The following is a 25,703-nucleotide window of genomic DNA, read 5'->3' as shown; positions in this document are numbered from 1 at the left end:
CTCCGGTATATTTATTATGATCTGCCGGCGATCGAACGTTAATCCCGGCAGCAGCCGTTACGTTATATAAACCGCTCTGCCAACTGATGAATATGCGCTGCATGGCTTCCTCCGCCGATCGCTGCGAATTTCCATTCCGGTCCGTGGCGGTACAGCTCCCCGCAGATCAGGGCAGTAAAGCCGGAGTAGTTGTCCGACAGGTTATACCTGACCAGCTCGGCGCCGCCCGAGGCATTCATGACCCGGATATAGGCTGACTTGATCATGCCAAAATCCTGATTGCGGTTCTCGGCGTCATAAATATTGACAACGACCAGCACCCGGTCCACATCAGCAGGGACTGCGCTTAGGTTGACTCTGATCTGCTCGTCATCCCCGTCTCCTTCGCCAGTCAGATTGTCGCCGGTATGAACGACCGAATGGCAGGCGCTATGCTTGTTGTGGAAGCAGACCAGGTTGCTCTTCTTCATGAGCTTTCCATCCGCGTTCAGCAGCAGGGCCGAGGCGTCGCAGTCGACATTGCCCTCCTTCCCCAAACCAAGCGGCTCCTGGGATTCGACAGGGTCCCAGCCGAGACCGACAATCACATTCGACAGGCCGGCATTGCCTTTGGTCAAATCTATGTTTTGGCCTTTTACGAGATTAATTCCAGCCAAGCGTTAACCCTCCATTTCGAACAATCGCTAGGTTCTCGCCGGAATCCCGGCAAATGGAACATACAAGGTGATACGCGGAGGAAACGAATTTGTTTCAGTGAATGTCCGCTCTTATGTTGCAAAAAAAGAGGCGGGGGAATCCCCGCCGCTTACAGCACCTTCGATAAAAATTCCCGGGTCCGCATGTGCTGCGGATTTCCAAACAGAATCTCCGGCGGCCCTTCTTCCACAATGGCCCCCTGTTCCATGAACAGCACCCGGTCCCCTACCTCGCGCGCAAAGCCCATCTCATGCGTGACGACCACCATCGTCATCCCTTCACGGGCCAGATCCTTCATAACGGCAAGCACCTCGCCAACCATCTCAGGGTCAAGTGCCGATGTAGGCTCGTCGAACAGCATAATCTTCGGCTCCATGGCGAGCGCCCGGGCGATCGCCACCCGCTGGGCTTGTCCGCCGGACAGGGAGGCGGGGTATGCCTCGGCCTTTTCAGCAAGCCCGACCTTGTGAAGAAGCTCCAGCCCTTTTTGGCGGGCCCGTTCCTCCGGCCATTTGCGCACCTGAACCGGCGCGAGCATAATGTTCTCAATAACTTTCTTGTGCGGGAACAGGTTGAACTGCTGGAACACCATGCCAACCTCGGTCCGCACCTCGTTGATCCGCGTTTTTTTGTCCATCAGATTGACGCCTTCGATGATGATATCGCCCCCCTGCGGCTGCTCCAGCAGGTTCAGGCAGCGCAGAAATGTCGATTTGCCGGAGCCCGAAGGCCCGATCACGACGACAACCTCCCGGCTGTTAATGTCAATGCTGATATCGTTCAGCACGGTATGACTTCCAAAGGCTTTGATCAGATGTCTGACGGAAATGATCGGTTCCATGGGGTTATATCCTCCGTTCGATATAGGACAGCAGCTTGCTGAGTGAATAGGTCAGCACAAAATAAATCACCGCCGCCGTCAAATAAGGCTCCCAAATCCGCATGTACTGGCCTTTCATCGTATTGCCCCAGTACATGATTTCGGGGGCGGCGACGAGCGCCAGCAGCGACGAGTCCTTCACGAGCACGATGAACTCGTTGCCAAATGCCGGCACCATCCGTTTGATGGCCTGCGGCAGCACCACAAACCGCATCGACTGCCTTCCTGTCATCCCAAGCGACAGTGCCGCCTCCCGCTGGCCGGGATCGACCGACTGGATGCCTGCCCGAAAAATCTCCGCTGTGTAGGCCGCCGAGTTGAGCGACAGCGCAACGACACCGGAAATCAGCGCATTGGTGCTGCCATAAAAGGCGGGAACGAGCCCGAAATGGACAATCAGGATCTGGACATACAGCGGTGTGCCCCGGAAGAAATTAATGTAGGCCAGGAAGGGCCAGCGCCAGAGCGGACTTTTGACCATTCTGCCAAAGCCGATGCCCAGCCCGAATATGGAACCAAGGATGATTGAAGCGATCGAGAAGCCGACCGTATACAAGGTTCCCCGCAAGAATAAAGGCAAATATCCTCCAATGATGTCGAAATTGAAATCCATCTTTCTCTTCCCTTCTCTTCACAATAGGCCGGATACAAGCCGTCCCAGTAAATCTTTCTCTCTCTCCTGAAAAAAACAAAGCACGCGCAATAGTATTCATTACGCATGCTTGCTTTGCTTACCTTGCTTACTGTGCGTTCTTCAAGTTCGTCAGGTCCGGAGCTTCGCCGAACCATTTCTTGTAGATTTCCTCGTACTTGCCGTTTTCAATAACCTTCTGGATCGCTGGGTCCAGCTTCGCCTTAAGCTCACTGCCCTTCGGATACAGAATGCCGTAATATTCGGAGCCGAAATTCGGCGTATCCGTGATGCCGACCAGCTTCATGTTCGGGTTGTTCTTGATGTACTCCCGAACGATCGCGATATCGGCCACCACTGCGTCCGCCCCGCCGTTGTCAAGCTCCATCATCGCCACCGCATTGCTGTCGAAGCGTTTCAGCTTCGTGTTGCCCACGCCCATGATCTTGCTCATCAGCTCATCGGCGGTCGTTGCCGTCTGCACAGCCACGGTCTTGTCCTTCAGATCCAGCGCGCTCTTGATGTCGCTGCCTTCCTTGACCATAATCATGTTAGTCGATTCAAAGTAAGGAACGGAGAAATCATATGTCTGCTTGCGGTCGGCGGTAATGGATACCGCGGACAAGCCGGCCTGGTATTCCGTACCCTGCTTGACGCTCTCAAGCATCGTGTCCCAGCCGGTATTGACCACTTCGTATTTCATTCCCGCTTCTTTCATGACCGCATCGATAAAATCAATGTCGAAGCCCTTGATCGTATCCTTATCCATATATTCCATAGGTGCGTAGGTAGCGTCGCTCGCGAACTTCACCACGGTCTCTTCGCCGCCGGTGCCGGAACTTGCGCTGTTATCCGATCCGCATCCGGCGATGACCACGACCAGCATCGCGATCAAAGCTGACATGACCCATTTATTTCTGCTTTTCATCTCTCAATCCCCCTGCGAAAATTGTCAATAGCATAAAGAGATTTTAACAGATTAAAGCGTAGATGACAATTATCTTTTCTTCCATATGTTATGTTATATCACATAATTATCGGAAGTTTGTAACAACTTGAATCCCGGCACTTATAGCCTCGCGGAAGCGTTGTTCCGAATCCGGGCTGCGGAATCCGAAGCTTTTGTAAAAAAGAGCACTGCCAGGATCTCGTCCCTTTGGTCAGTGCTCATATTATGCAATATCTCAGCTCTCGTTAAAAGGTTAGCTCCCCGTCGTAGGAAGCGATCAGACGATACAGCTCCGGACGGCGGTCGCGGAAAATGCCCCACTCGATCCGCCCCGTCTCCAGCTCGTCCAGATCGAATTCGCCGACCAGCACCGCCTCTTCGCCCCGTCCGGCCTCGGCAACCTTGTTGCCTTGGGGACCGGCGATAAACGAAGAACCGTAAAAGTTGATGCTTGACTCCTCATCCTCTTCACGCCCGATCCGGTTGGACGCTACCACAGGAATCAGGTTGGCTGCGGCGTGGCCAAGCATGCACATCTGCCAGTGATCCTTCGAATCGATGGCGCTGTCCTGCGGCTCCGAGCCGATGGCCGTCGGATAGAACAGAATCTCCGCTCCCATCAGCGTCATGACGCGCGCCGCCTCCGGGTACCACTGATCCCAGCATACGCCCACCCCGATTTTGGCGTAGCGGGTGTTCCACACCTTGAATCCGGTGTCTCCGGGATTGAAGTAGAACTTCTCCTCGTAGCCGGGGCCGTCCGGTATGTGGCTCTTGCGGTATTTTCCCAGAATGGTTCCGTCGGCGTCGATCACGGCCAGGGAGTTGTAGCGCGCATAGTTCTTCTTCTCGTAGAAGCTGATCGGAAGCACAACCTTAAGCTCTTTGGCCACCTCTTTGAAATGGTTGACGGCTTTGTTCTGCTCCAGTTCGGTCGCATATTCATAGTAATCCGATTTTTCCTTTTGGCAGAAATACGGCGTCTCGAACAGCTCCTGCAGCAAAATAATCTGCGCTCCCTGAGCGGCCGCTTCCCGAACCAGCTTATCGGCTTTGGCGATATTTTCTTCAATGTTGCCGGAGCAGCTCATCTGCGTCGCGGCTACTTTTACTTTTCTCAAGCCTGTGTCCTCCTTGTTGCCTTATTGAAATGCTCTGGCCGGCATTTGCTGCGTGGTGCAGTGCACGTTACCGCCCTCGCGGATAACCGCCATGCCGTTCACGGTGCGGATTCTCCGGTCCGGAAAAAGACGCGACAGGGCCTGCTCTGCAAGCGCATCCGTCTCGGGCGCGCCAAAGACCGGCAGAATAATTCCGCCGTTGACAAAATAGAAATTCAGGTAGCTGAGCGTCAGCCGGCTGCCCTCATGCTCGGCGCGCGGCGGCTGCTGGATTTTGACGATTTCAAGCCTTCTGCCCTTGGCGTCCGTTGCGCTCTCCAGAATACGCAGATTCTCTTCGGTAATCGCATAATTCTCATCCTGCGGGTCCTCGCATACCTGAATGATGACCTTGCCCGGTGACGCGAAGCAGGCGATATTGTCCACATGCCCGTCGGTCTCATCGCCGCTAAGCCCGCGCTTCAGCCAGATGATCTTCTCCGCGCCGGTATATTGGCGAAGATACTCTTCAATATCTCCCCGTCCGAGACCCGGATTGCGGTTCGGGTTAAGCAGACATTCCTCGGTTGTAATCAGCGTGCCCTCTCCGTCGGTATGAAAGGAGCCTCCTTCCATCACGATCGGCGCATCGAACCGTGTAACCTTCACATGCTCCAGGATTTGCGGTGCAACCTTGTCGTCGAGATCCCAGGGAGAATATTTGCCGCCCCAGGCGTTAAATTTCCAGTTCACTCCGGCAAGCTGACCGCTGCCGTCCACCACGAAGGTTGGCCCGTTATCCCGCAGCCAGGCGTCGCTGTGCTCGATCGGCAGAAACGTGATGCCCGTCCCGAATACGAGGCGCATGACGGCCTCCTGCTCGTCCGGATTCACAACAACCGTCACCGGCTCGAATTCGGCGATCGCCCGGATAATATCCGCATATCCCCGGCACACGGATTCATGATCGTCCGGAAAGCACATGGACGCCTGCACCGGCCAGGAAATAAACGTGCGCTCATGCTTCGCCCATTCGGGCGGCATGCTATAGTTGAAATCTTTAGGATTCATCATCTTAGCCCGCTTTACAATAGTTTAAGGAACACATCTCTTCTGCATTCCTTACCCATAATACAATAATATCAACCCCGGCTCAATTCCTTCGGGAAGACGGTATTCCGGCATTTTAAGGCAGCGGATCATCCGTTTGATGCGCGAAAAAGCCGGACGCAAGCGCCCGGCTTTCAAGAAGCCCGCTGCAGCGGGCTTTTTTTGGGGAGAATCAGGAAACCCGGATCGACTTCACGATCTCTCCCGCAAAGCTTTTGACGGTAAACTCCCCGCTCTCCAGCACGGCATAGGAATTGGGGTTATTCTCTTTCGGGAGCGAGATGGAGCCCGGATTCAGCACATAAACGCCTTCTTTGACGTCAGCCACGGGAACGTGGGTATGCCCCTGAATAAAAAGATCGCCCTCATTCAGCTCGGGCAGGTTCTCGATACTGAAGCCATGTCCGTGCGTGACATAAATGCGTCTGCCTTCATACCAAATTTGCGTATAGTCGCCCATCATCGGAAAATCGAGCAGCATCTGGTCCACCTCGCTGTCGCAGTTGCCCCGGACGGCAGTGATATGCCGCTTGTACGCATTGAGCTCTTTCGCCACGCCCTGCGGGTCATAGCCCTCCGGCAGCGGATTCCGCGGACCGTGATACATAAAGTCTCCGAGAATAACAAGGCCGTCCGGCTGCTCCTCGGCGTATTTCTCCAGCGCTCTCTTTAACCAGTGCAGCGAGCCGTGAATATCGGAAATAAACATCAGCTTCATATCTTTCCATCCTTTCCCGTGTTGGTTATATAAAATTGCCGTTTATACCGGCAGTAAAAAAAGCCCCACAAAGTGAGGCTTTCCTTCAAAGCTGGGCGCCGGGTACTTTGCGGGACCCCGGCTTAACCGATTTCCTTAATCTTAAGGCAAATTCGAGGAGCCCATCAGATACCGGTCTACTTCCCGGGCAGCCTGACGGCCTTCGCTGATCGCCCACACGACAAGGCTCTGTCCGCGGCGCATGTCGCCTGCCGCAAAGACGCCTTCCACATTCGTCGTATGCACGCCGTACTCAGCCTTGATGTTGGAGCGTTCGTCGAGCTCCAAACTGAGCTGGCTTGCAACCGTCTCTTCCGGTCCGGTGAAGCCGAGCGCGAGCAATACGAGCTGCGCAGGGATAACTTCCTCGCTGCCCGGCACTTCTCTAGGCACCATGCGTCCTTCTTCATTCCGTACCCATTCAAGCCGCACCGTATGCAGCTCCTTCACCTGTCCGTTCTCATCCCCGGCAAAACGCTTGGTCGATACGAGGTAGCGGCGCGGATCTTCCTTATATACCGCCTTGGCTTCGACCTGACCGTAATCCACTTTAAGCACCTTCGGGAATTCCGGCCACGGGTTGTTCGGCTGGCGGGTAAGCGGCGCTTGCGGCATGATTTCCAATTGTACCACGCTTTTGCAGCCATGGCGAAGGGAGGTTGCGACGCAGTCGGTGCCGGTATCGCCGCCGCCGATAACAACGACGTCCTTGCCGGCGGCAGACAGGTATTCGCCGTCCGCATGCTCCGAGTCCAGCAGACTCTTCGTATTCAGCGTCAGGAACTCCATCGCCTGATAAATGCCGGACAGCTCCCTTCCTTCGGCCTGAAGATCACGGGCTTTAGTCGAGCCGGCGCACAGCACAACCGCGTCGTGCTTTGCTTTCAGCTCCTCGGCTGAAATATCCTTGCCGATCTCCGTGCCGGTCACGAAGGTGATTCCTTCGGCCTCAAGCAGGTCCACCCGGCGCTGCACTTTCTTCTTGTCGAGCTTCATATTCGGGATGCCGTAGGTCAGCAGGCCGCCGAGCCGGTCGGCGCGTTCATATACAGTGACCGTGTGGCCCGCTTTGTTAAGCTGCGCCGCGCACGCGAGTCCCGAAGGTCCGGAGCCGACGACGGCTACGCTCTTGCCGGTGCGCGTAAGCGGAGGCTCCGGCTTGATCCAGCCTTCTTCGAAGCCTCTGTCCACAATCGCTTTCTCGATGGTGCGGATTGTTACGGGCTGGCCGTTCATACCGACCGTACAAGCGCCTTCACAAGGTGAAGGACATACCCGGCTTGTAAATTCCGGGAAGTTATTACTCTTATGCAGCCGTTTCAGCGCGACTTCCCAGTTCCCTTTATATACCATATCGTTCCATTCCGGAATCAGATTATGCAGCGGACAGCCGGAGGCCATCCCCGACAGCAGCCGTCCCACATGGCAGAACGGCGTTCCGCAATCCATGCAGCGTGCAGCCTGCTCGCGCAGCTTCTCTTCTTCCATCGGAACCGAAAATTCGTTCCAGTTCTTGATCCGCTCAAGCGCTTCGCATTCCGATGGCGTTACGCGCGCGTATTCCAAAAATCCCGTAGATTTGCCCATACCTGTCATCCTCCGTGTTTTCTTTGATTTAACGCCGGACCGGCAGGCCGGCGATTCTAGGGTGCCGCTTACACCAAGGACTTCAGTCCCTCCGGGCGCCATTCATATGACGCTGTAAAGCAGCGAAGCGGCAGACCGCACCAAGACGATTGCCCGGCTGCATGGTTGTCCGCCACATTTAAAATTAAAAGTAATAAGTGACTACATAGTACCATTCGTTTTCCGTATCCGAACGTGAGCAATGTCACCTTTTTGGCAAATCGAGAAGATCATTTTGCCATTATCACAGAAATTTCAAATTTAAATCATTCAGACCCTGTACCATTGTGCCGAATCCGGCCGAGGAGACAAGCAACCGGTTGCAAACCCGGTCCCAATACGAAAAAGCGTACTACCGGCTCTTCTACCGGCTGCACGCCAAATGTTCGTTTCATATAAGATACAAGCTCTTTCAAGTCCGCTTACATCGGCGTGCGCCTGGTTACACCTTATTTTACCGCCAGCACTGTCATTCCGATACCCCGGGCAATAAGCTGCTCTTTGTCCAGGAGGACGATTCCTTCCCCGCCAAACAGCGGCTCCCAATCTCCCAGCTTAGGAAGCGTAAGCGGAGTTTCTTCCTTGCTCGCTTTATAGACAACATAGATGTGGCTTGCCGAATCGCCTCCGGCGTGATTCCGCAGCGTAAAAGCCACCGTGCCGCCCGGAGACTGCTCAAAGACGAGACTAGCCCGGATCTCCCCCGCGCTCCGCAGCCGAAACGCCGGATGCTGCCTCCGCAGGGCGATCAATTTTTGGATATAAGCAACATCATCCTGGCGCTCGGCGCACCGTTCCCAATCAAGCCAGTTGATCTCCACCGGGCTGTTATAGCTGTTCTCCACACCGTGCTTTGTCCGCATAAACTCCTGGCCGGCATGAAGCAGCGGAATTCCCTGACTCGTCAGCACCATGGCCGAGGCGAGCCGGTGCATGCTGCGGCGCTCCTCGTCACCCGACCCTTCCGTGGACAGAAGCAATTTGTCCCACAGCGTATGATTATCGTGGCATTCCACATAATTGACGCACTGCTGCGGCTCCTGGGCGAACTGTCCGATGCCCGGCCCGTAGGCGATGCCGCCGGCGATACCCGCCCTGACTCCGCTCTCGCTGCCGCTCCCGCCGCTGATGAAGCCTTTGCGGTCATGCAGGAAGATGCTGCCCTTGACGGCATCGCGGAAGCCGTCGTTAAATTGCCCGATTCTCGGCATACGGGAGCTGTTATGCTGGTTCGCCCGGCGCTCCGGGGCAAGCTCCGTGTCCATAACCCAGCCTTCCCCGATCGTCAGGATCGAGGGATCAAGCTCATCAAGCCGCTGACGGATCTCCGTCATAGTGCCGATATCGATCAGACCCATCAAATCGAAGCGGAAGCCGTCGATGTGATACTCCCGCGCCCAGTACAGGACGGAATCTGCAATAAAACGGGACATCATTTTGCGTTCGGTGGCGCAGTCATTGCCGCAGCCCGATCCGTTCGACAGCGTTCCGTCCGCCTTATAGCGCAGATAGTAGCCCGGAACAAGCTTGGTGAAGTTCGCCCGGTAACCATCGTAGACATGGTTGTAGACCACGTCCATAACGACCCGCAGGCCCCGGTCATGCAGCGTCTGAATCAGGCGCTTGAGTTCCTTGATTCGGACTCCGGGAACAAAAGGATCGGTCGCGTAGGAGCCGTCGGGAACATTGTAGTTCTTCGGGTCGTAGCCCCAGTTGTAATGCGGCTCGCCAAGCTTCGTCTCGTCTACGCTTTCGGTGGCGTAATCGCTGAGCGGCAGCAGCTGCACATGCGTGACGCCAAGGCCGGCGATATGATCCAGCCCGGTAGGAATCCCGCCCGGCCCCCGCGTACCGCTCTCGGCAAAGCCGGCAAATCCGCCTTTCTGCCGGATACCGCTAGCCGGATGAATCGAAACATCCCGCAGATGCAGCTCATAGATGACGGCATCCACAGGATCGTGAAGCGGCGGTTTGTCCTCCGTCCAGCGCGACGGGTCCGTCTTCCGGAGGTCGAGGATGGCGCCCCGGTCGCCGTTGACGCCAACGGCCCTCGCGTAAGGATCGACAGCTTCGTTCCACTTGTCCTCTATCCATACGCGGTAGGTGTAGAACTTGCCTTCCAGATCGCCTTTCAGCGTCAGTATCCAGGTCCCCCCGATATCGCGGGTCATCGGCATGACGGCAGAAGCTTCCCCCTGCCAGGAATCGTACAGCACCAGCTGCGCCTCCTGGGAGGTGGGGGCCCACAGCCGGAAGACGGAGCACTCCGGCGTGTAGTTCAGCCCCAAATCGTCTCCCTCGTAACTGAATAAATCGTCAAAGCCGTCAACAAAGACGGAGACACCGCCGGTGACCGCGGGATCGCCGTAATAAATCGGCTCATCCCTTTCCCTTTGTACCGACAAATCGATCAGGACTCCTTTATTCATTCTCGCCGCCCGGAAAGCTGCCTGGCTCCGTGCGGCGCAAACGTTTGTTTTTTGAAATATTTTCTAGGATTCTCCGGGATTATACAACGCGTCCGGTCTGCTGTCAAACCGGTTTTCGCCTATGTTTCTGAAAGTTCCAGAACTTGATTCAGGTCTCCTTCCGAACCGGCTTCATCGACACCATCGTAATCACCGCCCGGTTCTCCGTATAATCGATCAGCCGCTCCCGGCTTGCGGTATATCCTCCGTCCGCGCGCCTTGCGCCGTTATCCTGCACGATCAGCCGGGGACCGAGCTCCGTCAGCTCATAGCCGATCCCCACCGTCCAGTGATAATCGAAGGCATAGTTCCCCGTCCAGCGCAGGGACAACCATTTGTCGAACTTCACCGCCACCGGCCGGTCCGCGTCGATTTCCGCCTTGTATAAGGCGAAATCATTGAAGCTTCTCAGTTGGATTGTTGAGGTGTCCCCGAGCGCCGACCGGAAATACGCACCGATACCTTTCACAAGCCCCCGGGCGCTCATCCCCCAGGGCTTTCCGCCGTAACGATCATATACATGGTTGATCTGCTCCGCTTTCGAGCGGAATCGTTCCCGGCCAATCAAGGAGGACAGCCCCAAACGGCGCCCCCAGTATTCGGCGATCGCCGCCATCGTTGCCGGCCCGCAGGCGGATGCCGAAGACCGGACGCCCGGCGCCCATTGGGTGTACGGCTCCAGGTCCAGCTTTTTTCCGGTTCTGCCAATAGTCATTGCGAAGCCTCACCCCGGCGCGTGAGCTGAATCCGGTCGAATTCCGGAGAAAAAAACCGGGTGCTGACGAAATCCCTGATTCCGAGGGAAAAGTCCCGCTCACGGTCTCCTCTCCTAGCGTATGCGGCCTCCGCCACAATATACGGCGGCTGTTCCCCGGGAAGCCGATCCTTCGTCCGGGCGGTTGCCATCAGGCCGCTTGCCAGCGGCATCCGAATGCCCATATGTACCATTTCGAACCGCTCCTTTCTCTCAGGAAAATAAACGAAACACCCGTAAATCCAGGCTTCTTCCTGAATTTCGGGTGTTTCGGTAACAGCGGATATCGGCCGCCGCCCGTTCCGGCGAACAGACCGGGGGTCAGACGCCCGTCGATCCGCTCCGGGCCAGCACGCTTCTCAGCTCCCGTATGCCTCTGAGATAGCCGGTGCTCGCCTCCTTCCGCCGCTTAAAGGCGGTCTCGGCATATAAGAAAAGAGTAGTCCACAGCAGCATGGCATAGCGGAAAGGCGTTAATCTGCCGGTTCTGAGCTTCAGCAGTTCGTAGTGGTTAATCACCTTGGTATAGGCAACCAGCTCTTCCTTGTCTCTGGAAGCTGGAGAACCGTGGTGAATCAACTTGAGTCCGGGATTGATCACCATAGGCCCGTAAAGGCTGGCCAGATAGGACAGATACAGGTCTTCGCCAAGGCTGTAGCCGTTCAGCCACTCGACCGGCTCCACATCCCGCAGCGCGGACTTGCGGAAGCACATATTGCAACCGTGAAGGAATTCGGTCCGGAAGATCTTCTTCTGCCGGTTCCACAAGTTCATGGACGAGGCAAATCCGCTGTAGGACAGCTTGCCGGGAGCGAAACGGCTCCGGCCGCTGATCAGCATGAGCAGCCGCCCTTTCAGGGAACAAGAGAAGCTCTGGTCCACACCGCCGACGCCGACAGCATCGGGATAACGCTTAAACGTCTCCAGAAGGACGGCCAGATAGTCCGGCTCCAGCTCCACATCGTCATCCAGAAAGAGAAGGGTCTCCGACCTGGAGGCATGAGTCGCATAAATCCGCGATCTTAAGAGACCAGCTTCCTCCCGTTTTTTCTTGTGGTAGCTCAGTTCCATGTTTGAAGGCATTTCCTTCCTGACCTCTTCCAGCCAGGCTTCTTCCGTATCGCCGTCGTCAATAATCAGAATTTCGATCGCCGAACCGGCAATGCCCTGCTGCCCGAAGATCGATATCAGGCATTTTCGCATATCCTCATGTCTGTTCCGGGTGCAAATGGCTACTGACAATGTCAGAGAGTCGCTCAAACTCCCACCCCTTTCGAAAAAATGACTGCCTGAAGGCTGTTCTTGAAACTAACATTTACGTTGTGACGGAAATATTTCATAACTGCGCAATTTTTTTGTATTTACCCTTTATTGTGCAGGTCTAAACGCAAAATGCAACATTTTCTTAAACTTTTTTCATTTTTTCAGAAAGCGGGCGGAAGAAGTCAGCGTTTGGAGGGGGATTGCTGCGCCCGGCGGTAGGCCATCACTTTGCGGTATATCGATTTGTCCGAAAGCTGATTGAAAATGAACGGATCGGGACTGGTATTGACTTCAATGATCCAGGGCGTCAGGGAACGGTCAAGGCCGACATCGACGCCAAGCTGCTTGAACCCGGGGTAATTTTTCTTATAGAACTGCCCGATATCTTTGCCGAGCTTCTTCAGACGTTTGATTGTAGCAGCCAACTGCGCAGCGTCCGTATGGGGTGCGAGCAGCTTCTCCACAGCCGTCGGCTTTCCGCCGGCGTGGTAGTTGGTGACAATCTTTCCCTTCCCGGCCACTCTGCCGATCAGCCCTGTCGTCTCCCAGATGCCGCGCGGACCGCGCTGGACCATGACCCGGATGTCAAAACGTCGCCCTCCCGCTTTCAGCAGGTCGATTCCTTTTTGAATCAGGTAGCTCCGGCCCTTGGTCACCGGCTTCAGCGAGGCATAAAACGCCTCAAAGGTGCTGAACGTTCTTTGCTTCGCCCCGCTCTGGAACCAGTACACGGCGCCCCGTTCCCCGGCCCTGCGCTCCGCCCGGATGACACCGTTTCCGTACGTGCCGACCTCCGGCTTGATATACACCATCCCGTATTTGTCCAGCATCCGCTTGGCGTTCTCCCGGGTCAGCCTTGCCGTCTCCGGAATCAGCGCCGAAATCTCCGGACTGCGCAGCAGCACCTTCGTTTTAATCCATTTGCTGGTCAACGTGGATTTTGCCTTCATCCTTGCTTCCACTCCCGTTCGCTAATCTTCTGTCGTTACAAGGTAAGCTATGCTTGGGTGAAAGCTTTGGTATTGGATAGACGCCGCTTTCCGGCAAAGAAAGTGTCTCCCGGCAAGGCATGAGCATATAGTGCAAGGAAGAAGAACTATGCCTGACGGGGCTTTTTTGGGAGATACGCCGCCGGGACGGGGAAAGGAGCCTAACGATGAACATCTGCATGATCGCGCCGGGACGGTTCCCGCTTCCGGGCAGCGGCTCCGTCGAAATCTGCATCTGGGCGGTAGCAAGGCAGCTTGCCCGCCGGCATAACGTCACCGTCATCTGCCGGGAAACGCCCGGGCAGCCAGACCGGGAAATGCTCGAAGGCGTCCGGCTGATCCGTCTGCCAGCGGATACTCCCCGCCTGTACCTTGCCTGGGCGGTGAAGACCGTCGCTGAGGAACCGTACGAGCTGATTCAGGTCGATAACCGCCCGCATCTGATGGCCGCCGTAAAGAGGGCGGTCCCCGGCACTCCCGTTGTGCTGTTCCTGCACTCCCTGACCTTTGTTCCCGCAACCCTTAAGGTCGCCGGAAGCCTCGGTGAGGCCGATCTGATCGCCGTCAACAGTCTGTCCCTGGGCAGCAGACTGTCTGGACGCTTCCCCTCCGGCCGCCTGCCGCTTGCGGTTGTTCCGCTGGGCGCCGATTTGTCCCGGTTCGCGCCGCTTCCGGAGGAGGAGCGGCGGCAGCTCCGCCGGGAATTCGGGCTGCCTGAGCGCTTTACGGTTCTGTTCGTCGGGCGGATCATCCCGCGCAAAGGCTTGCCCGTCCTGATGCGGGCGGCAGCTGTCCTCGGAAGACGGCTGCCGGTCCATCTCGTCATCGCCGGAACGGGAAAGCCCGGCTATGTGCGCAGCCTCAAGAAGCTCGCGCAGCGCTTGCGCCTGTCCGTTTCTTTTGCCGGCGGTATTCCCCATGCGGATATCCACCGGATCTACCAAATCGCCGACTGCCTGGTCTGCCCGTCGCAGCGGCATGAATCGTTCGGGCTGGTCAACGTGGAAGCGATGGCCTCCGGTCTTCCGGTGATCGCCTCGAATAACGGCGGCATCCGCGAAATCATCGTATCTGGCCGCAACGGCTTCCTGGTAGATCGATACCGGGAGAGCACCTCGTTCGCGCGGACGATGGTGGCGCTGGCCCGGGACCCGGAGCGGGCGCTCTCCATCGGGATGAAGGGGCGGCGGGACGCCACCGAAGCGTTTGACTGGGCGCGGACGGCCGGCCGGCTCGAATCCCTGTACGCTTGGCTCTGTAAAACTTCAAGAAAAAAATAAATGACATGCAATGACATTATTCACTTTGGCGGTTCTTTATCCGTTGTATAATGTTTTTGTAAGCGTTGCCATTCCGAAATAATCATTACAGCGCCTAAGTCGGCAACACCCTGCATATTCTTTTCAATGATATAGAGAGGGTGGATTATTATGTTGATGCTCAAAATTATCGTAAGACCGCAAAAAGTAGATCAAGTGATGGAGGAGCTGCTGCTCGCCGGCTTCCCGTCCATCAGTAAAATGGATATATTGGGACGCGGCAAGCAAAAAGGGATTCAAGTGGGCGATATTCACTACGACCAGATTTCGAAAAAAATGCTGATGATGGTCATTCCTGAAGACGACAAGGAAGAAGTCATCGACATTGTGAAGCGGACGGCGAGAACCGGCGAAAAAGGCTCTTTTGGTGACGGCAAAATCTTCGTTCTCCCCGTATTGGAAGCGTATACAATCAGTAGCGGCAAAAAAGAACTGTAATTTATCCAAGAGCGAACGGCGTCGGCTTCGTATATATTCATATTTTAAAGAGAGACAGGCTCAAGAAGAAACGCCTGACAGCGTCTATTAAAGACGCGGGTACGTTTCTCGTAGAAATATAAGTCAAAATGATAAGCGCTCGGCTTATAAATACTTATATTTTCAAAAAAAGGGCGAAGGCTGGATGCTTGCTGCAAGCTCCGGCCTTCGCCCTTTGCGCGCTTCACGCTTCCATTATTATCCCAAGGAGATCCATTGGATCGCGGAAAGCACCAGACCGACGGCAAAGCCGCACACCGCGCCGTTGACGCGAATCCACTGCAGGTCTTTCCCGACCTTCTCCTCCAGCATGGCGACCAGGGTGGCATCGTCCATTTTGTCGAGATTCTCCTTCACCAGCACACCGATCCGGTAGTGGTTGGCCTCCGCAAACGCGAGTAGTGAGAGGCGGATTCTGCCCTCCAACTCCGAGACCCATTCCCTCTCCCCGGCGATGCGGCGGGCGAGCAGCGCATAAGCGGCGAACAACCCCCGCCCGCCGCGGGCGCGGTCTTGCTCCAGCAGCACAAGCGCCCTGCCGCGCATGTCCTCCAGACGGGCCAGCAGGAAAGCTCCCGCCGCTTCCCCTTCCAGTTCGGCCGCGGCCCAGTCCCTCAGCGAATTCATCCGCTCCTCGTCATTTACGAGCTGGAACAGGGCAACCCGGATCTCCCGGATGATGGTCTCGCGGTAGACGCTATCCTCATCCCGGATATCGTGAAGGGCCGACAGCAGCATATTCTGCAGCAGTTCGCCCAGCATCTCTTCATCGACGAAGCCGACAAACGCCTGAAAGGCCACTCCCTTAAATCCTCCCAGTTTTACCTCGGCAAGCTTGGAGGATGCGAGCTGGCCGAGCATGGTCTTCGTCTCCGCCCGGCCGAGCCAGACGGCCGCTTGACCGAGCCCGTAATCGAGGGCGTCCTTATCCCTCCCGTCATGCACGAGTCTCGTGACAACCGTGTCGGCGGCCTCTTTCAAATCGGCGCTGCGAACATAACCGGCGAGCGCCGATTGAAGATGCGGCAGCACCTTCTCCGCCGGAATCCGGCTCACCAGGGCAGCCAGGCGCTCCAGCATCTCCGTCCGGTTCTTCTTGCGGCTGAAGAAGCGCGTGAGCATCGAGGAGCCGATCTGGATGAAGCGGATTCCACGCAGCTTGTTCTCGATGCTCTGCTTGTTCAGCAGCTCGTTCTCCATTGCCGAAATCAGGGACCCCGCAATCTTGTCCCGGTTCTTCAGCAGCAGAGACGTATGCGGGATACGTAGTCCCAGCGGATAACGAAACAGCGCCGTAACCGCGAACCAGTCCGCAATCCCGCCGACAAGCCCCGCCTCGAAGCCTCCCCTGAGCAGCTCCACTGCCAGATTGTCCGGCAGAAATAGCGTCAGCAGGAACCCGCACGCCATGACCACAAGTGAGATTGTCGCTAAATATCTGGATTTCATCCTATGCCCCCCACATTCTCTCGAAAAGCCTGCACATCGAGAAGAAACGGCTGAGCCTTCCTCTCCCAAGGAGAGCATCCGTTTCACATCGATAGATAAAGGCCTTGAATAAGCGCACAGCTTATGTTTTCTGATATGTTTAAAAAATATTGTACCACGAATAATCCCCGTTTCGGAAATGAACAGACATAGCGCTTAAAGTAGTCCGGCCGGAATAAAAAACAGTCCCCCGGCGATCCTGACGCCGGGGGACTGCTTCAAATTATGCGGAACTGTGATTTCCGCTATTCTACATTGCTGTGCTGCTTGTACGCGGCAGCATGATCGACGCCCCGCAGCTCCGCGTAGCTCAGGCAGACGCTGTCCAGCACGAGATGGACGCACTGGTCGAACAGGGAGCCGAGCGGCTGGACGCTACGGCGTTCACCCTCGCGGCGGTGCTTGGTCGCCGCCGGAATGGTCAGCAGCCGCGAGGCGGACCGGCCCAGCGGCGAGCCGTCGTCCGTCGTCAGGGCGATCACGAACGCGCCCAGCTCCCGGGCCTTCTGCGCCGTCCAGACGACCCCGTGCGTCGTTCCCGACCCGGATACGGCGACCAGAATGTCGCCTGGGGAGATGGACGGAGTAATCGTCTCGCCGATCACGTAGACGGTCGCGCCCAAATGCATCATCCGCATGGCGAATGATTTCGCCATAAGACCCGACCGGCCCTCGCCCACAACGAAGATCCGCTGTCCTCCGGCCAGCAGCACGGCCGTTTCCGTTACAGCCGTCTCATCCACACGCTCCAGCACTTCCTTCGCTTCCGAAAGGATTTCCTTCAGCTTGCTCATCTTGGCGTCACTCCTTATCTGCTTATGAATCGCTGAATCACCATCTTGTCCCGTGGGGATGCTCCCTGTATTTGTTTCACAAATGAACGTTGTTAGCTCGGACGTCCGCTCTCCCGGCCCTCTCCGGCATATTCCCGGATAAGCTCCTGAAATCGGCGGGCCGCCTGCGCCGGATCGGGCGCCTTCGTAATCGCCGAGCCGACGATGATGACCTCGGGCTTCAGCGCCAGCAGGCCCGGCAGCGACTCCAGCGTAATGCCTCCGGCGGCGGCAAGCCTCAGGCCTGCCGCACCTTCGGCTCCTGGGCCGCTGTCTGCTCCTTCGCCGCTGCCCTCCCGGTCTCCGGCAGCGTCATGCGCCGCTGCCCGGCTGCCGCTTGAGCCTCCCGCGGCGCCATACCTTCCGTCATCGCTCTCCGCTTCCGCGCCGCCTGCGCCTTCCAGCCGGAGCCCGCCGCCTTCCTGCTGGTCCTTGCTGACATGCAGGCAGTGGATCGCTCCGGGATGCCGCGCCAGTTCCCGCTGCTGCTCCGGCGTGGTATGAAGCAGATCGATCATGACCTGCTTCTCCATCCGCCGCGCCGTCTCCACGCACAGCGCCACGGTAACCGGCGGGGCCGCGCCCATGACGGTCGCGACATCCGCCCCGGCACCAAAGCAAAGTTCGAATTCGTACTTCGCGTTATCGAACGTCTTCATGTCCGCAACGATGGTTTTATGCGGAAATTCACGCTTAAGCGCTTCCACAGACGCCATGCCGAATTCCTTGATCAGCGAGGTGCCCACCTCGATCCAGTCGATGTAGGGCTCCGTGCGCCGGACCATAGCGGCCGCCTCCTCTATACTCATCCGGTCTAGCGCCAGCTGGATCTTCACCGCGCGGACACCCCCAGCTTCGGCTCAGGCTGCTGCCCGGACACCTTGCGTGATTTGCCGACCGTCATGGTCAAAATCGCTGACAGGAGCAGCGAGCCCGCCATGAAGATATAGGAAGCGCCGAAGCCGCCGGTGGAGCCGTTCAGGTAGCCGACGATATATGAGCCGGCAAAAGATCCGAGCGCACCCATACTGTTAACGAGCGCAATCGCGCCCCCTGCCACGTTGCGGGGCAGAATTTCCGGCATGATCGCAAAGAACGGTCCGTACGGAGTGTACATGGCGCCGCCTGCGATCACGAGCAGGATAAAGGAAATCCAGAAGTGATCCGCGCCCAGCAGGTACGAAGCGTAGAAAGCGACGGCGCCGATCATCAGGAACGGCCAGACGAATATTTTCCGGTTGAGCGTCTTATCGGAGAAATAGGAAGCGGTCAGCATGCCGACAACCGCCAGTACGTAAGGAACGGACGACAGCCAGCCGGTCGTTACCATGTTCATGTCGGGGGCCGACTTGATAATTGAAGGCAGCCACATCACGAAGCCGTACACGCCGATACTCCAGAAGAAATACTGCAGGCAGAGCTTGATGACAAGCGGGGACTTGAACGCTTCGCCGTAGTTTTTCACAGGCTTGAGCCCTTTTTGTTCTTCCTGAAGAGCGCTATCAAGCGCCTTCTTCTCTTCATCGTTCAGCCATTTCGCTTCGGAAGGCTTGTCGTTCACGAGCTTCCACCAGAAGAACGCCCAGATAACCGGCGGCAGCCCTTCGATAATGAACATCCATCTCCAGCCGACGGAGGATACAAGATAGCCGGATACGATCGACATCCACAGCACGGTTACGGGATTGCCGAGGATCAGGAACGTGTTCGCGCGGGAGCGCTCTTTTTTCGTAAACCAGTGGCTTAAGAACACCAGCATCGCCGGCATAACCGCGCTCTCGACCACGCCAAGACAGAACCGGATGACGATCAGGAAATGGACGTTATGGACGACGCCGGTCGCCGCAGCCAGCAAGCCCCATAGAATGAGGGACCAGAAGACGAGCTTCTTGGCGCTCTTGTTCTCGGCATAATGCGCGCCAGGCACCTGAAAGAAGAAGTATCCGAGGAAAAAGAGTGCGCCCAGCAGCGAGGACATCGAGGCCGTAATCTGCAAATCCTTCGCCATGCCTGCCGCCGCGCCGAAGCTGTAATTCGCCCGGTCGAGGTAAGCCAGACTGTACGTAATGAACACGATGGGCATGAGCCGCAGCCAGCGCGCAGCAACGAAACCGCCGCTTTTGTTATTATTCATTATTATTTCACTCCCGTTAGTTGATATTGGAGATAGGTTTCAAGCTCAGGCTTTGTCGGATAGCCGTCATGGTCGCCTTCGGACTGCACAGCCAGCGCGCCGATCGCGTTCCCCCGCTGCACCGCCTGTGAAACCGTAAGCCCTTCCAGCATACCGCTGACGAGTCCGACGGCAAAGCCGTCTCCGGCTCCCACCGTGTCCACTACTTTTTCCACCTTGAAGCCCTGTACAGTGCCTTCGTCCGTCTTCGTGCGGAAGTATGCGCCCTCCGGCCCCAGCTTGACGACAACGAGCGACACACCCTTGCTCAGATAAAATTCGGCGATTGCGCGCGGGTCCCTGGAACCGGTCAAAATCTCGCCTTCTTCTACTCCCGGCAGCACCCAATCGGCGCGGCAGGCCAGGTCGTTGATGACCGATACCATCTCTTCGCGGGAGGACCAGAGCGAAGGCCGCAGATTCGGATCGAAAGAAATGCTGCGTCCCTCCGCCTTCATTGCGCCCAAAGCCGCATATGCGAACTCGCGGGTCTCCTTCGTCAGCGCCGGAGGGATGCCGGTCATGTGCAGATGGCGGAAGCCGGTCAAGTAGTCCGGGTCCACGTCTGCACCCGAGAGTGTGCTTGCCGCCGAGTTTTTGCGGAAGTACTGCACCTGCGGATCGCCTTCCAGCACCTTCGATTTCAGCTGAAAGGCCGTCGGATGCCGGGAGTCACTCGTTACGCCGGAGATGTCGATGTTCTCCCTTTCCAGGTATTCGCGGATATATTCCCCAAAAACGTCGTCACCCAATCGGCTGACCCATCCCGCCGAAAGCCCCAGCCGGGCAAAACCGACCGCCGTATTCACCTCCGCTCCGGCCAGACGGCGGCTGAATTTGTCGATGTCCTTCAGAGCCCCGGGCTTATCGGCGACGAACATAACCATGGCTTCTCCGAAAGTGACCACATCCTTCAGGCTCATTATGCTATCCCCTTTCCTGCTACTGCAAAATTGTTCCCGGAACCGCCGCCCCGCAGCATTCCGATATATCGTTCAAGGCATTCTGCCCCGGGAAGCGCGAACTCGATCGCCCGCGGCACATTCCCCGGCAGCCGCCCCAGCAGCTTCCGCCATAGTGCATCCTCTTCTTCCGGAAGAGGCAGCGTGATCCACATGCCGCCCGAACGGACAACATGCTTGAAGTGAATATAGGCGACAAATGGAGCAAAAATCGCCGCGGCCGCCAAAGGGTCTTCCTCGCAGTAGATCCAGTTGCCCGTATCGAACGTCATCTTCACACCGTCCAGCCCGCACCGCTTCACCGCCTGAAAAAACGCTTTCAAATTATCCGCTTTGCCTCCGTAAAACGTTTGGTCGTTCTCGATCAGCAGCGTCAGCGGCCCCGATATCTCCCGGTATTTCCGAAGGAGCCGTTCAAGCTGGATGAGCCGGCCCTGTTCGGCAAGGATCAGCTCTTCCTCCGAGGCTAACCCCGGAATGCCCGCATAGCAGCCCAGCGACACTTTCAGCATTTCGGGCTTCAGCACCGCCGCCTCTTCAAGAATGTGCAGGAGCAGTTCCTCGTTCAGCTTTCCCTCCTGATTCCACAGCTCCATCGGAACGGAGTACACGCAGCGCAGGCCGCTGCGCAGGTTCGCCTCGCGGCACTCGGCAAGTGGAAGGGCTCCCGGCAGGAACAGCTCGCGTCTGATTTCGATGCCGTCCGCACCTCCGGCGCGGATCGGCTCCGCCAGGTGCTGCTGCGCCACGCAAGCGTTTCCAAAAACAGAAGTTGGAACAAAAACCGCATTCATCATAACGTCCTCCTTCTTGTAATTTGCAGACTGTGTACGTCGGATTGTCCCGGATATAGTCGCCTTATCGCAGTATTTGTAAATCGGTTTAGTGAATCGGTTTAGTAAATCGGTTTACTGTTTATGACCAAATTATAATTCAGCCTTTCTATCTTTGCAAGCCCTTTCTTTAAAGCGCTGTCATTTTTTTTATTTACATGTTCGATAACCAGCGCAGAAGCGGAATTCCGGATATGAACAAGCCCCTAATGGAAAGTTGGCTTTACATCTCGCGAGCCGGATGTTATATTGAAAATGTAAAGTTAACTTTCCATCGAATAGAGGTGAAAGGTTGAAAAACCGTCTGGAGGAGATCCGCAAACAGCATGGAATCAAGCAGGAGGAATTGGCAGAGGCTTTGGCGGTTTCCAGACAGACGATAGGCTCGCTGGAGAATGGCCGGTACAATCCATCTATTATTTTGGCGTTCAAGATCGCTCGCTATTTCAAACTGCCGATTGAAGAGATTTTTATTTATGAGGAGGAATAAGTTGTGAAAAATGGCTCTGCTGTGCGAAATGCCGGGGCGCTTGCATTGGGAATTCTGCTGTTGGCTGCCGGTCTATTGGAAGTGGGAGACATGGCCAGGAACATTTCCGGTGTGTGCGCAGGCTTAGGCGCCGGCCTAATCGGCATGAGCATTTCCAACCTTTTCATCATCCGCTATTATGCCAAGCACCCTGCGCTCAAGAAACAGCACGAGATTGAAGCCGGGGATGAACGAAGCGTCTCGATCAATAACTTGTCGAAGGCCAAGGCCTTTGATATTACCATAAGAGCGATGATGCTGATTCCCTTTGTGCTGATACTCGCGGATTCACCCCTCTGGCTCACGCTTTCCGTGGTAGCGTTCTATGTATTCTCTTACAGCATCCGCTACTATTACATCGTCAAATACAGCAAGGTCATGTAAGAAAAAAAACTATCGAAGCCTATTTTATTAAGAAGAAAAACGCCTTCTCCGCAGGTGGAAAAGGCGTTCCCTATTCGCGTAAAAGTCACTGCCGCTTCATCTCCGACGACTGCCGCACCGCCAGCTCACACTTAAAGACGTACTCTTCCGGCGCCAGGTCTTCTTCCGAACGGATGCGGCTGATGATCCGCTCGGCGGCCCTTCTTCCCATCTCGATCGAAGGCTGGCAGATGGTTGTAAGCGTCGGCGTAAGCAGGTGGGCAAACTCGATATTGTCGAAGGCAACCAGCGCCAGATCCTCCGGCACCCGGAGCTGCCGCTCCTTCACAAAGGCCAGCGCCTCCAGCAGCACGAGGTCGTTGCCCGCGATCAGCGCCGTCGGCGGCTCCGGGCCGTCAAACAGCTCGCGGAACCTCCTCCTTAGGCTGGAGATTTCCGCATTGATGATATACCGGCTGTATTCCAGCCCGTGGTCGCTCATCGCCTGCCGGAAGCCTTCCGTCCGCTCCGTCCGGGTGCTGATTGTCAGCGGCGCCGTGGCGAGCGCGATTCTCCGGTGTCCCCGCTCCTTCAGATGAGACACCGCCTCATACACCGACTCCCGGTTGTTGACGACGATGGTATCGGCCTTGACGCTGTCCACCTTCCGGTCCATAAACAGGATAGGGTACCCGTGTCTGGCAAGCTTTTTATAGAGAGAGCCGTTCTTCCCCGTAGGAAGCAAAATCATGCCGTCCACCTGCTTCGCCTGAAGCATTTCGGCGTATTTCTTCTCCTTCTCCCCGTCTTCGTCGCTGTTGCACAGAATCACGTTGATATCCTGCTCCTGGCAGTAATCCTCGATGCCCCGGCATATTTCGGTGGAGAGCCTGTGCATGATATTCGCCACAATGACGCCCAGCGTTGACGTCCGCTTCTGCTTCAGTCCCCTTGCGAGCACATTCGGCTGGTAATCCAGCGCCTTAATGGCCTCTTCGATCTTGGCGCGGGTTTCGGCGCCCATATGCTGATATCGTTTATTCAAATATTGGGATACGGTGCTTTTGGACACGCCGGCCCTTGCGGCCACGTCCCCGATTGTCGCTCTGACCAATGTTCTCTACTCCCATCGTTACACCTATATCCATCTACTATAAAGCGCCTCGCGGCTCTTGTCTAATGACGGCGGGAGGCTGGAAGCGGCGCACTTGACGGACAGGTTTTTAAAAGGGCTCTGCTGTCATGACTTCGACGTCCGGCTATATCCTTTCCGTTTATGAAAAGAGAGCGACCGGTAGACCCGGGCGTACTTGGCGGCTGCGGCTGTGGAGAGGTTCGACCCGCTCATGCTCAGGCTTTTGTTGCGCGCCTTCTTCAGCACCATCCCTCCGGGGTTCTTCGCATAGTGATAGTTGCCGTAAGTTTCAAATTCGGAAAAAGCAAACTGCCGGGTGCGGTTCATGCTTCGCATAATGGCTGTATACCACGGAACGCCGTGTCTGGCCTCAATTTCCCGCTTCATGCGGGAGAGACGGCTGCGCTCAAACAGCATATAATGCGTCACGAACGAAGAAGGGCGGACCGCCTTGCGGCCCATCAGCTTCCGGTAGGTTGTGAAATACTCCGGCTGGCTCCAGTTCCGGCAGTAAAAGATCGTCCTGCCGGCGGTGCGGAACCGGTGCGGCGCAATCAGGACGGTATCGGCGTCGATGACCAAAAAATAATCCGCCGTGCACAGCTTGTCGCCGCCCAGCTTCAGCAGCTGCTGAAACAGCCAGCCCGAGCGCTCCCAGGTGCGTGACCGGTAGTTGATATCCTTTTTCGTGATGGGAAGCACCGTGTTTTCATCAACGAAGGTACAAGCCTTCCTGCGGCAAAAATCGAGAATCCGCTCCTTGCGGGGGGCGACGATCATCACGCTGCGGATCGGGTGCCTGACCTGCTTCCTGACAGCGTCAACCACATGCGGCAAAGTGGCCAAATCCTTCTCAATGGCCGGGATCAGCACATCGATGGCGGGTCCTTCTAACGTATGGGACATTATCGTTCATCTCCACTTAGTCAATTTGCTGTTAGAGTATGAACGTCCGCCCCAAAGGGAATGGGCCCTTTAAGATCGCCGGAAGCTTGGGCGCTTACCAGAGCAGCAGCCCCGCCGCAAGCGTCAGCAAGCCAAATGCCGCGGCATACAGGCTCACCACCGGCAGCGCGGTCGCTTTGGCCAGGCGCACCGCTCCCAGGTTGAAGCCGCTGTGCAGCGGAATCATCAGCGCCGCCGTCCAAGGCGTATGGGCGATAATCAGCGCGGCGCCGATATGAAAGGCCGACGCCCAGATCCGCTCCAGAATGCCCCACAGGGGACTTGCCTGCAGATTGCCCTGCGCCTGCAATATCTCTTTGGCCTGCATCGCCTTCTCGTCGGTCCGATTGACCAGGGACAGGATCACGAGCGTGTTAACGATGACAAACAGCACTTCAATAGCCGCCCAGCCCTGACCGAGCGACAGCGCCTGCGGGAACGAGGCGGCGAGAAGGGAGAGCAGCGCGAGCCGCACGCCTTCCTCCAGCACGCCGGAGCTGCCGCCTACGATCAGCTTGGCCCGCTCCTGCGGCAGTCCCCGGACAAGCGCCGCAAGCGGCCCGCGCAGGAACAGCGCCGCCAGCCAGCCAAGCGCCCCCAGTCCGAAAATCTTCCACTGCAAGGGATATCCCGCCGCGCTGAACAGGACTCCGTACAGCACCGGCACGAGAAGATATAGCGGCACAAACTTCAGGGTTCTTCCCGTCAATCCGGAGAATGGGTCGTTAGCCGAATTCTCCACACTAGTTTCCGTCTTCATTTGCTCTGCCAACATCGTTCTGCTCCTCCCCTTCGTCTGCGCCACCGGTCAGGCCGGAGAGCGCTCCTGGAATAACGATCGTAGAGATCATCCGCCGGCGGCGGCCCTCGCCCGATTCGTTCCCGGCGTACTTTTGCATAGGCCGTCTCATGTCCTCCAGCAGCTGCGCATACTCCTCATCGGTCAAGTACAGCTGCACCTGGCGTATGGATACGCCATCCTGTCTCATATCGTATTTCTCCTGCTGCACATAAGCGCTGAAATCGCCGATAAGCGACGAGGCGAACTTCAGAAAAAAAGCCATATGCTCGCCGGACGCCCGCTCCGTCGTATCCGCTGGCGTGGCGTCTTCGCCGCCTTGTGACAGGTAGTATACTTTTTCCACCGCGCCGCGCACCTTGTTCTCTTCGGCTACCTCAAGCACGCCCGCCTTCAGCAGCTTGTTCAGATGCCGGTACATGGTCGCCTGCGGAATATCCTCCAGCTCCTTGACCAGCTGCTGCGTCGTCCGCCGTCTGCCGTTTACCAGCGCCTGAATGATGCGCATCCGAATCGGATGCAAAATCAAATCGGCCTTGGACTGGGCCATATGCTCACCTCTTTATTATTATCATTATCGATAATGATAATAATATTTCTTATGGAAATCAACCCTTTTTAAGC

General features: G+C 56.6%; 27 protein-coding genes. 4 read left to right on the top strand and 23 right to left on the bottom strand.

The features are described from left to right. Positions 1 to 62: 62 nt before the first annotated feature. From G5B47_RS21915 to G5B47_RS21855, 13 genes are all read right to left on the bottom strand, one after another. A complete protein-coding gene (locus G5B47_RS21915) occupies positions 63 to 656 on the bottom strand; it encodes a TerD family protein (protein WP_165102835.1) in 594 nt (197 codons plus the stop codon). 149 nt (positions 657 to 805) lie between these two features. Continuing rightward, positions 806 to 1,528, bottom strand: a complete 723-nt coding sequence (locus G5B47_RS21910; protein ID WP_165102989.1) for an amino acid ABC transporter ATP-binding protein — start codon at positions 1,526 to 1,528, stop codon at positions 806 to 808. 13 nt (positions 1,529 to 1,541) lie between these two features. Beyond that, positions 1,542 to 2,189 carry an amino acid ABC transporter permease gene (locus G5B47_RS21905; RefSeq protein WP_165102832.1) on the bottom strand — a complete coding sequence of 216 codons (648 nt, stop codon included), beginning with the start codon at positions 2,187 to 2,189 and terminating at the stop codon, positions 1,542 to 1,544. Between the two features lie 127 nt (positions 2,190 to 2,316). Then, the gene (locus G5B47_RS21900) at positions 2,317 to 3,135 is read right to left on the bottom strand and encodes a basic amino acid ABC transporter substrate-binding protein (RefSeq protein WP_165102830.1); all 819 of its coding nucleotides are present in this window, start codon (positions 3,133 to 3,135) and stop codon (positions 2,317 to 2,319) included. Positions 3,136 to 3,401: 266 nt separating this feature from the next. Then, on the bottom strand, positions 3,402 to 4,277 hold the full coding sequence (gene aguB / locus G5B47_RS21895) for an N-carbamoylputrescine amidase (RefSeq protein ID WP_165102827.1): 876 nt from the start codon (positions 4,275 to 4,277) through the stop codon (positions 3,402 to 3,404). 21 nt (positions 4,278 to 4,298) lie between these two features. Beyond that, positions 4,299 to 5,327 carry an agmatine deiminase family protein gene (locus tag G5B47_RS21890; protein ID WP_165102986.1) on the bottom strand — a complete coding sequence of 343 codons (1,029 nt, stop codon included), beginning with the start codon at positions 5,325 to 5,327 and terminating at the stop codon, positions 4,299 to 4,301. A 211-nt stretch (positions 5,328 to 5,538) separates the two neighbouring features. Continuing rightward, positions 5,539 to 6,084 (bottom strand): phosphodiesterase, encoded by a 546-nt coding sequence (gene yfcE / locus G5B47_RS21885; protein ID WP_165102825.1) that lies wholly within the window; start codon positions 6,082 to 6,084, stop codon positions 5,539 to 5,541. Between the two features lie 141 nt (positions 6,085 to 6,225). Further along, the gene (locus G5B47_RS21880; RefSeq protein ID WP_165102822.1) at positions 6,226 to 7,710 is read right to left on the bottom strand and encodes a glutamate synthase subunit beta; all 1,485 of its coding nucleotides are present in this window, start codon (positions 7,708 to 7,710) and stop codon (positions 6,226 to 6,228) included. A gap of 488 nt (positions 7,711 to 8,198) precedes the next feature. Next, the gene (gene pulA / locus G5B47_RS21875) at positions 8,199 to 10,154 is read right to left on the bottom strand and encodes a type I pullulanase (protein ID WP_165102984.1); all 1,956 of its coding nucleotides are present in this window, start codon (positions 10,152 to 10,154) and stop codon (positions 8,199 to 8,201) included. A 172-nt stretch (positions 10,155 to 10,326) separates the two neighbouring features. Next, positions 10,327 to 10,932 carry a C39 family peptidase gene (locus G5B47_RS21870; protein ID WP_165102819.1) on the bottom strand — a complete coding sequence of 202 codons (606 nt, stop codon included), beginning with the start codon at positions 10,930 to 10,932 and terminating at the stop codon, positions 10,327 to 10,329. After that, on the bottom strand, positions 10,929 to 11,165 hold the full coding sequence (locus G5B47_RS21865; protein WP_165102816.1) for a response regulator: 237 nt from the start codon (positions 11,163 to 11,165) through the stop codon (positions 10,929 to 10,931). Before G5B47_RS21865 ends, G5B47_RS21870 begins: the two co-directional genes overlap by 4 nt. 127 nt (positions 11,166 to 11,292) lie before the next feature. Beyond that, complete coding sequence (locus G5B47_RS21860; protein WP_165102813.1) at positions 11,293 to 12,231, bottom strand: glycosyltransferase family 2 protein; 939 nt, start codon at positions 12,229 to 12,231, stop codon at positions 11,293 to 11,295. 185 nt (positions 12,232 to 12,416) lie between these two features. After that, positions 12,417 to 13,184, bottom strand: a complete 768-nt coding sequence (locus G5B47_RS21855; protein WP_165102810.1) for a YheC/YheD family protein — start codon at positions 13,182 to 13,184, stop codon at positions 12,417 to 12,419. Positions 13,185 to 13,390: 206 nt separating this feature from the next. Between G5B47_RS21855 and G5B47_RS21850 the strand changes: the two genes are divergently transcribed. Both G5B47_RS21850 and G5B47_RS21845 read left to right on the top strand, forming a co-directional pair. After that, positions 13,391 to 14,503, top strand: a complete 1,113-nt coding sequence (locus G5B47_RS21850) for a glycosyltransferase family 4 protein (protein ID WP_165102807.1) — start codon at positions 13,391 to 13,393, stop codon at positions 14,501 to 14,503. Positions 14,504 to 14,653: 150 nt separating this feature from the next. Then, positions 14,654 to 14,980: a P-II family nitrogen regulator gene (locus tag G5B47_RS21845; RefSeq protein ID WP_165102804.1), complete on the top strand. Its 327-nt coding sequence runs from the start codon at positions 14,654 to 14,656 to the stop codon at positions 14,978 to 14,980. A gap of 237 nt (positions 14,981 to 15,217) precedes the next feature. Here G5B47_RS21845 and G5B47_RS21840 read toward each other — a convergent pair whose 3' ends face one another. The 6 genes from G5B47_RS21840 to G5B47_RS21815 all read right to left on the bottom strand — a co-directional run bounded on the left by G5B47_RS21840 (position 15,218) and on the right by G5B47_RS21815 (position 21,272). Continuing rightward, positions 15,218 to 16,468, bottom strand: coding sequence for a DUF445 domain-containing protein (locus G5B47_RS21840; protein WP_165102801.1), 1,251 nt, complete (start codon positions 16,466 to 16,468; stop codon positions 15,218 to 15,220). A gap of 284 nt (positions 16,469 to 16,752) precedes the next feature. Continuing rightward, positions 16,753 to 17,301 carry a 6-phospho-3-hexuloisomerase gene (gene hxlB / locus G5B47_RS21835; RefSeq protein WP_165102798.1) on the bottom strand — a complete coding sequence of 183 codons (549 nt, stop codon included), beginning with the start codon at positions 17,299 to 17,301 and terminating at the stop codon, positions 16,753 to 16,755. A 92-nt stretch (positions 17,302 to 17,393) separates the two neighbouring features. Next, positions 17,394 to 18,176 carry an orotidine 5'-phosphate decarboxylase / HUMPS family protein gene (locus G5B47_RS21830; protein WP_165102795.1) on the bottom strand — a complete coding sequence of 261 codons (783 nt, stop codon included), beginning with the start codon at positions 18,174 to 18,176 and terminating at the stop codon, positions 17,394 to 17,396. Further along, a complete protein-coding gene (locus G5B47_RS21825) occupies positions 18,173 to 19,474 on the bottom strand; it encodes an MFS transporter (RefSeq protein ID WP_165102792.1) in 1,302 nt (433 codons plus the stop codon). The genes G5B47_RS21830 and G5B47_RS21825 overlap by 4 nt, the downstream gene beginning before the upstream one ends. Before the next feature lie 2 nt (positions 19,475 to 19,476). After that, positions 19,477 to 20,436, bottom strand: a complete 960-nt coding sequence (locus G5B47_RS21820) for a sugar kinase (RefSeq protein WP_165102789.1) — start codon at positions 20,434 to 20,436, stop codon at positions 19,477 to 19,479. Next, positions 20,436 to 21,272: a sugar phosphate isomerase/epimerase family protein gene (locus G5B47_RS21815; RefSeq protein ID WP_165102786.1), complete on the bottom strand. Its 837-nt coding sequence runs from the start codon at positions 21,270 to 21,272 to the stop codon at positions 20,436 to 20,438. The genes G5B47_RS21820 and G5B47_RS21815 overlap by 1 nt, the downstream gene beginning before the upstream one ends. Before the next feature lie 328 nt (positions 21,273 to 21,600). On the opposite strand from G5B47_RS21815, the gene G5B47_RS21810 reads away from it, so the two are divergent. Together G5B47_RS21810 and G5B47_RS21805 are read left to right on the top strand one after the other, a co-directional pair. Further along, entirely contained in the window at positions 21,601 to 21,798 is a 198-nt protein-coding gene (locus G5B47_RS21810) for a helix-turn-helix transcriptional regulator (RefSeq protein ID WP_025690607.1), read from the top strand. A 3-nt stretch (positions 21,799 to 21,801) separates the two neighbouring features. After that, positions 21,802 to 22,221: a hypothetical protein gene (locus G5B47_RS21805; RefSeq protein ID WP_165102783.1), complete on the top strand. Its 420-nt coding sequence runs from the start codon at positions 21,802 to 21,804 to the stop codon at positions 22,219 to 22,221. Positions 22,222 to 22,306: 85 nt separating this feature from the next. Here the strand turns inward: G5B47_RS21805 and G5B47_RS21800 are convergent, their stop codons facing one another. The 4 genes from G5B47_RS21800 to G5B47_RS21785 all read right to left on the bottom strand — a co-directional run bounded on the left by G5B47_RS21800 (position 22,307) and on the right by G5B47_RS21785 (position 25,629). Further along, positions 22,307 to 23,314 (bottom strand): LacI family DNA-binding transcriptional regulator, encoded by a 1,008-nt coding sequence (locus G5B47_RS21800; RefSeq protein ID WP_165102780.1) that lies wholly within the window; start codon positions 23,312 to 23,314, stop codon positions 22,307 to 22,309. A gap of 126 nt (positions 23,315 to 23,440) precedes the next feature. Then, positions 23,441 to 24,241 (bottom strand): DUF6492 family protein, encoded by an 801-nt coding sequence (locus tag G5B47_RS21795; RefSeq protein WP_165102777.1) that lies wholly within the window; start codon positions 24,239 to 24,241, stop codon positions 23,441 to 23,443. Between the two features lie 94 nt (positions 24,242 to 24,335). Next, entirely contained in the window at positions 24,336 to 25,055 is a 720-nt protein-coding gene (locus G5B47_RS21790) for a YhfC family intramembrane metalloprotease (RefSeq protein ID WP_165102774.1), read from the bottom strand. Continuing rightward, positions 25,024 to 25,629 (bottom strand): helix-turn-helix domain-containing protein, encoded by a 606-nt coding sequence (locus G5B47_RS21785; RefSeq protein ID WP_165102771.1) that lies wholly within the window; start codon positions 25,627 to 25,629, stop codon positions 25,024 to 25,026. The genes G5B47_RS21790 and G5B47_RS21785 overlap by 32 nt, the downstream gene beginning before the upstream one ends. Positions 25,630 to 25,703: the final 74 nt, after the last annotated feature.

It is taken from the genome of Paenibacillus apii (assembly GCF_011043685.1).
Lineage (GTDB): Bacteria > Bacillota > Bacilli > Paenibacillales > Paenibacillaceae > Paenibacillus_AQ > Paenibacillus_AQ sabinae.
This window is presented reverse-complemented; position numbering and strand designations above follow the sequence as displayed.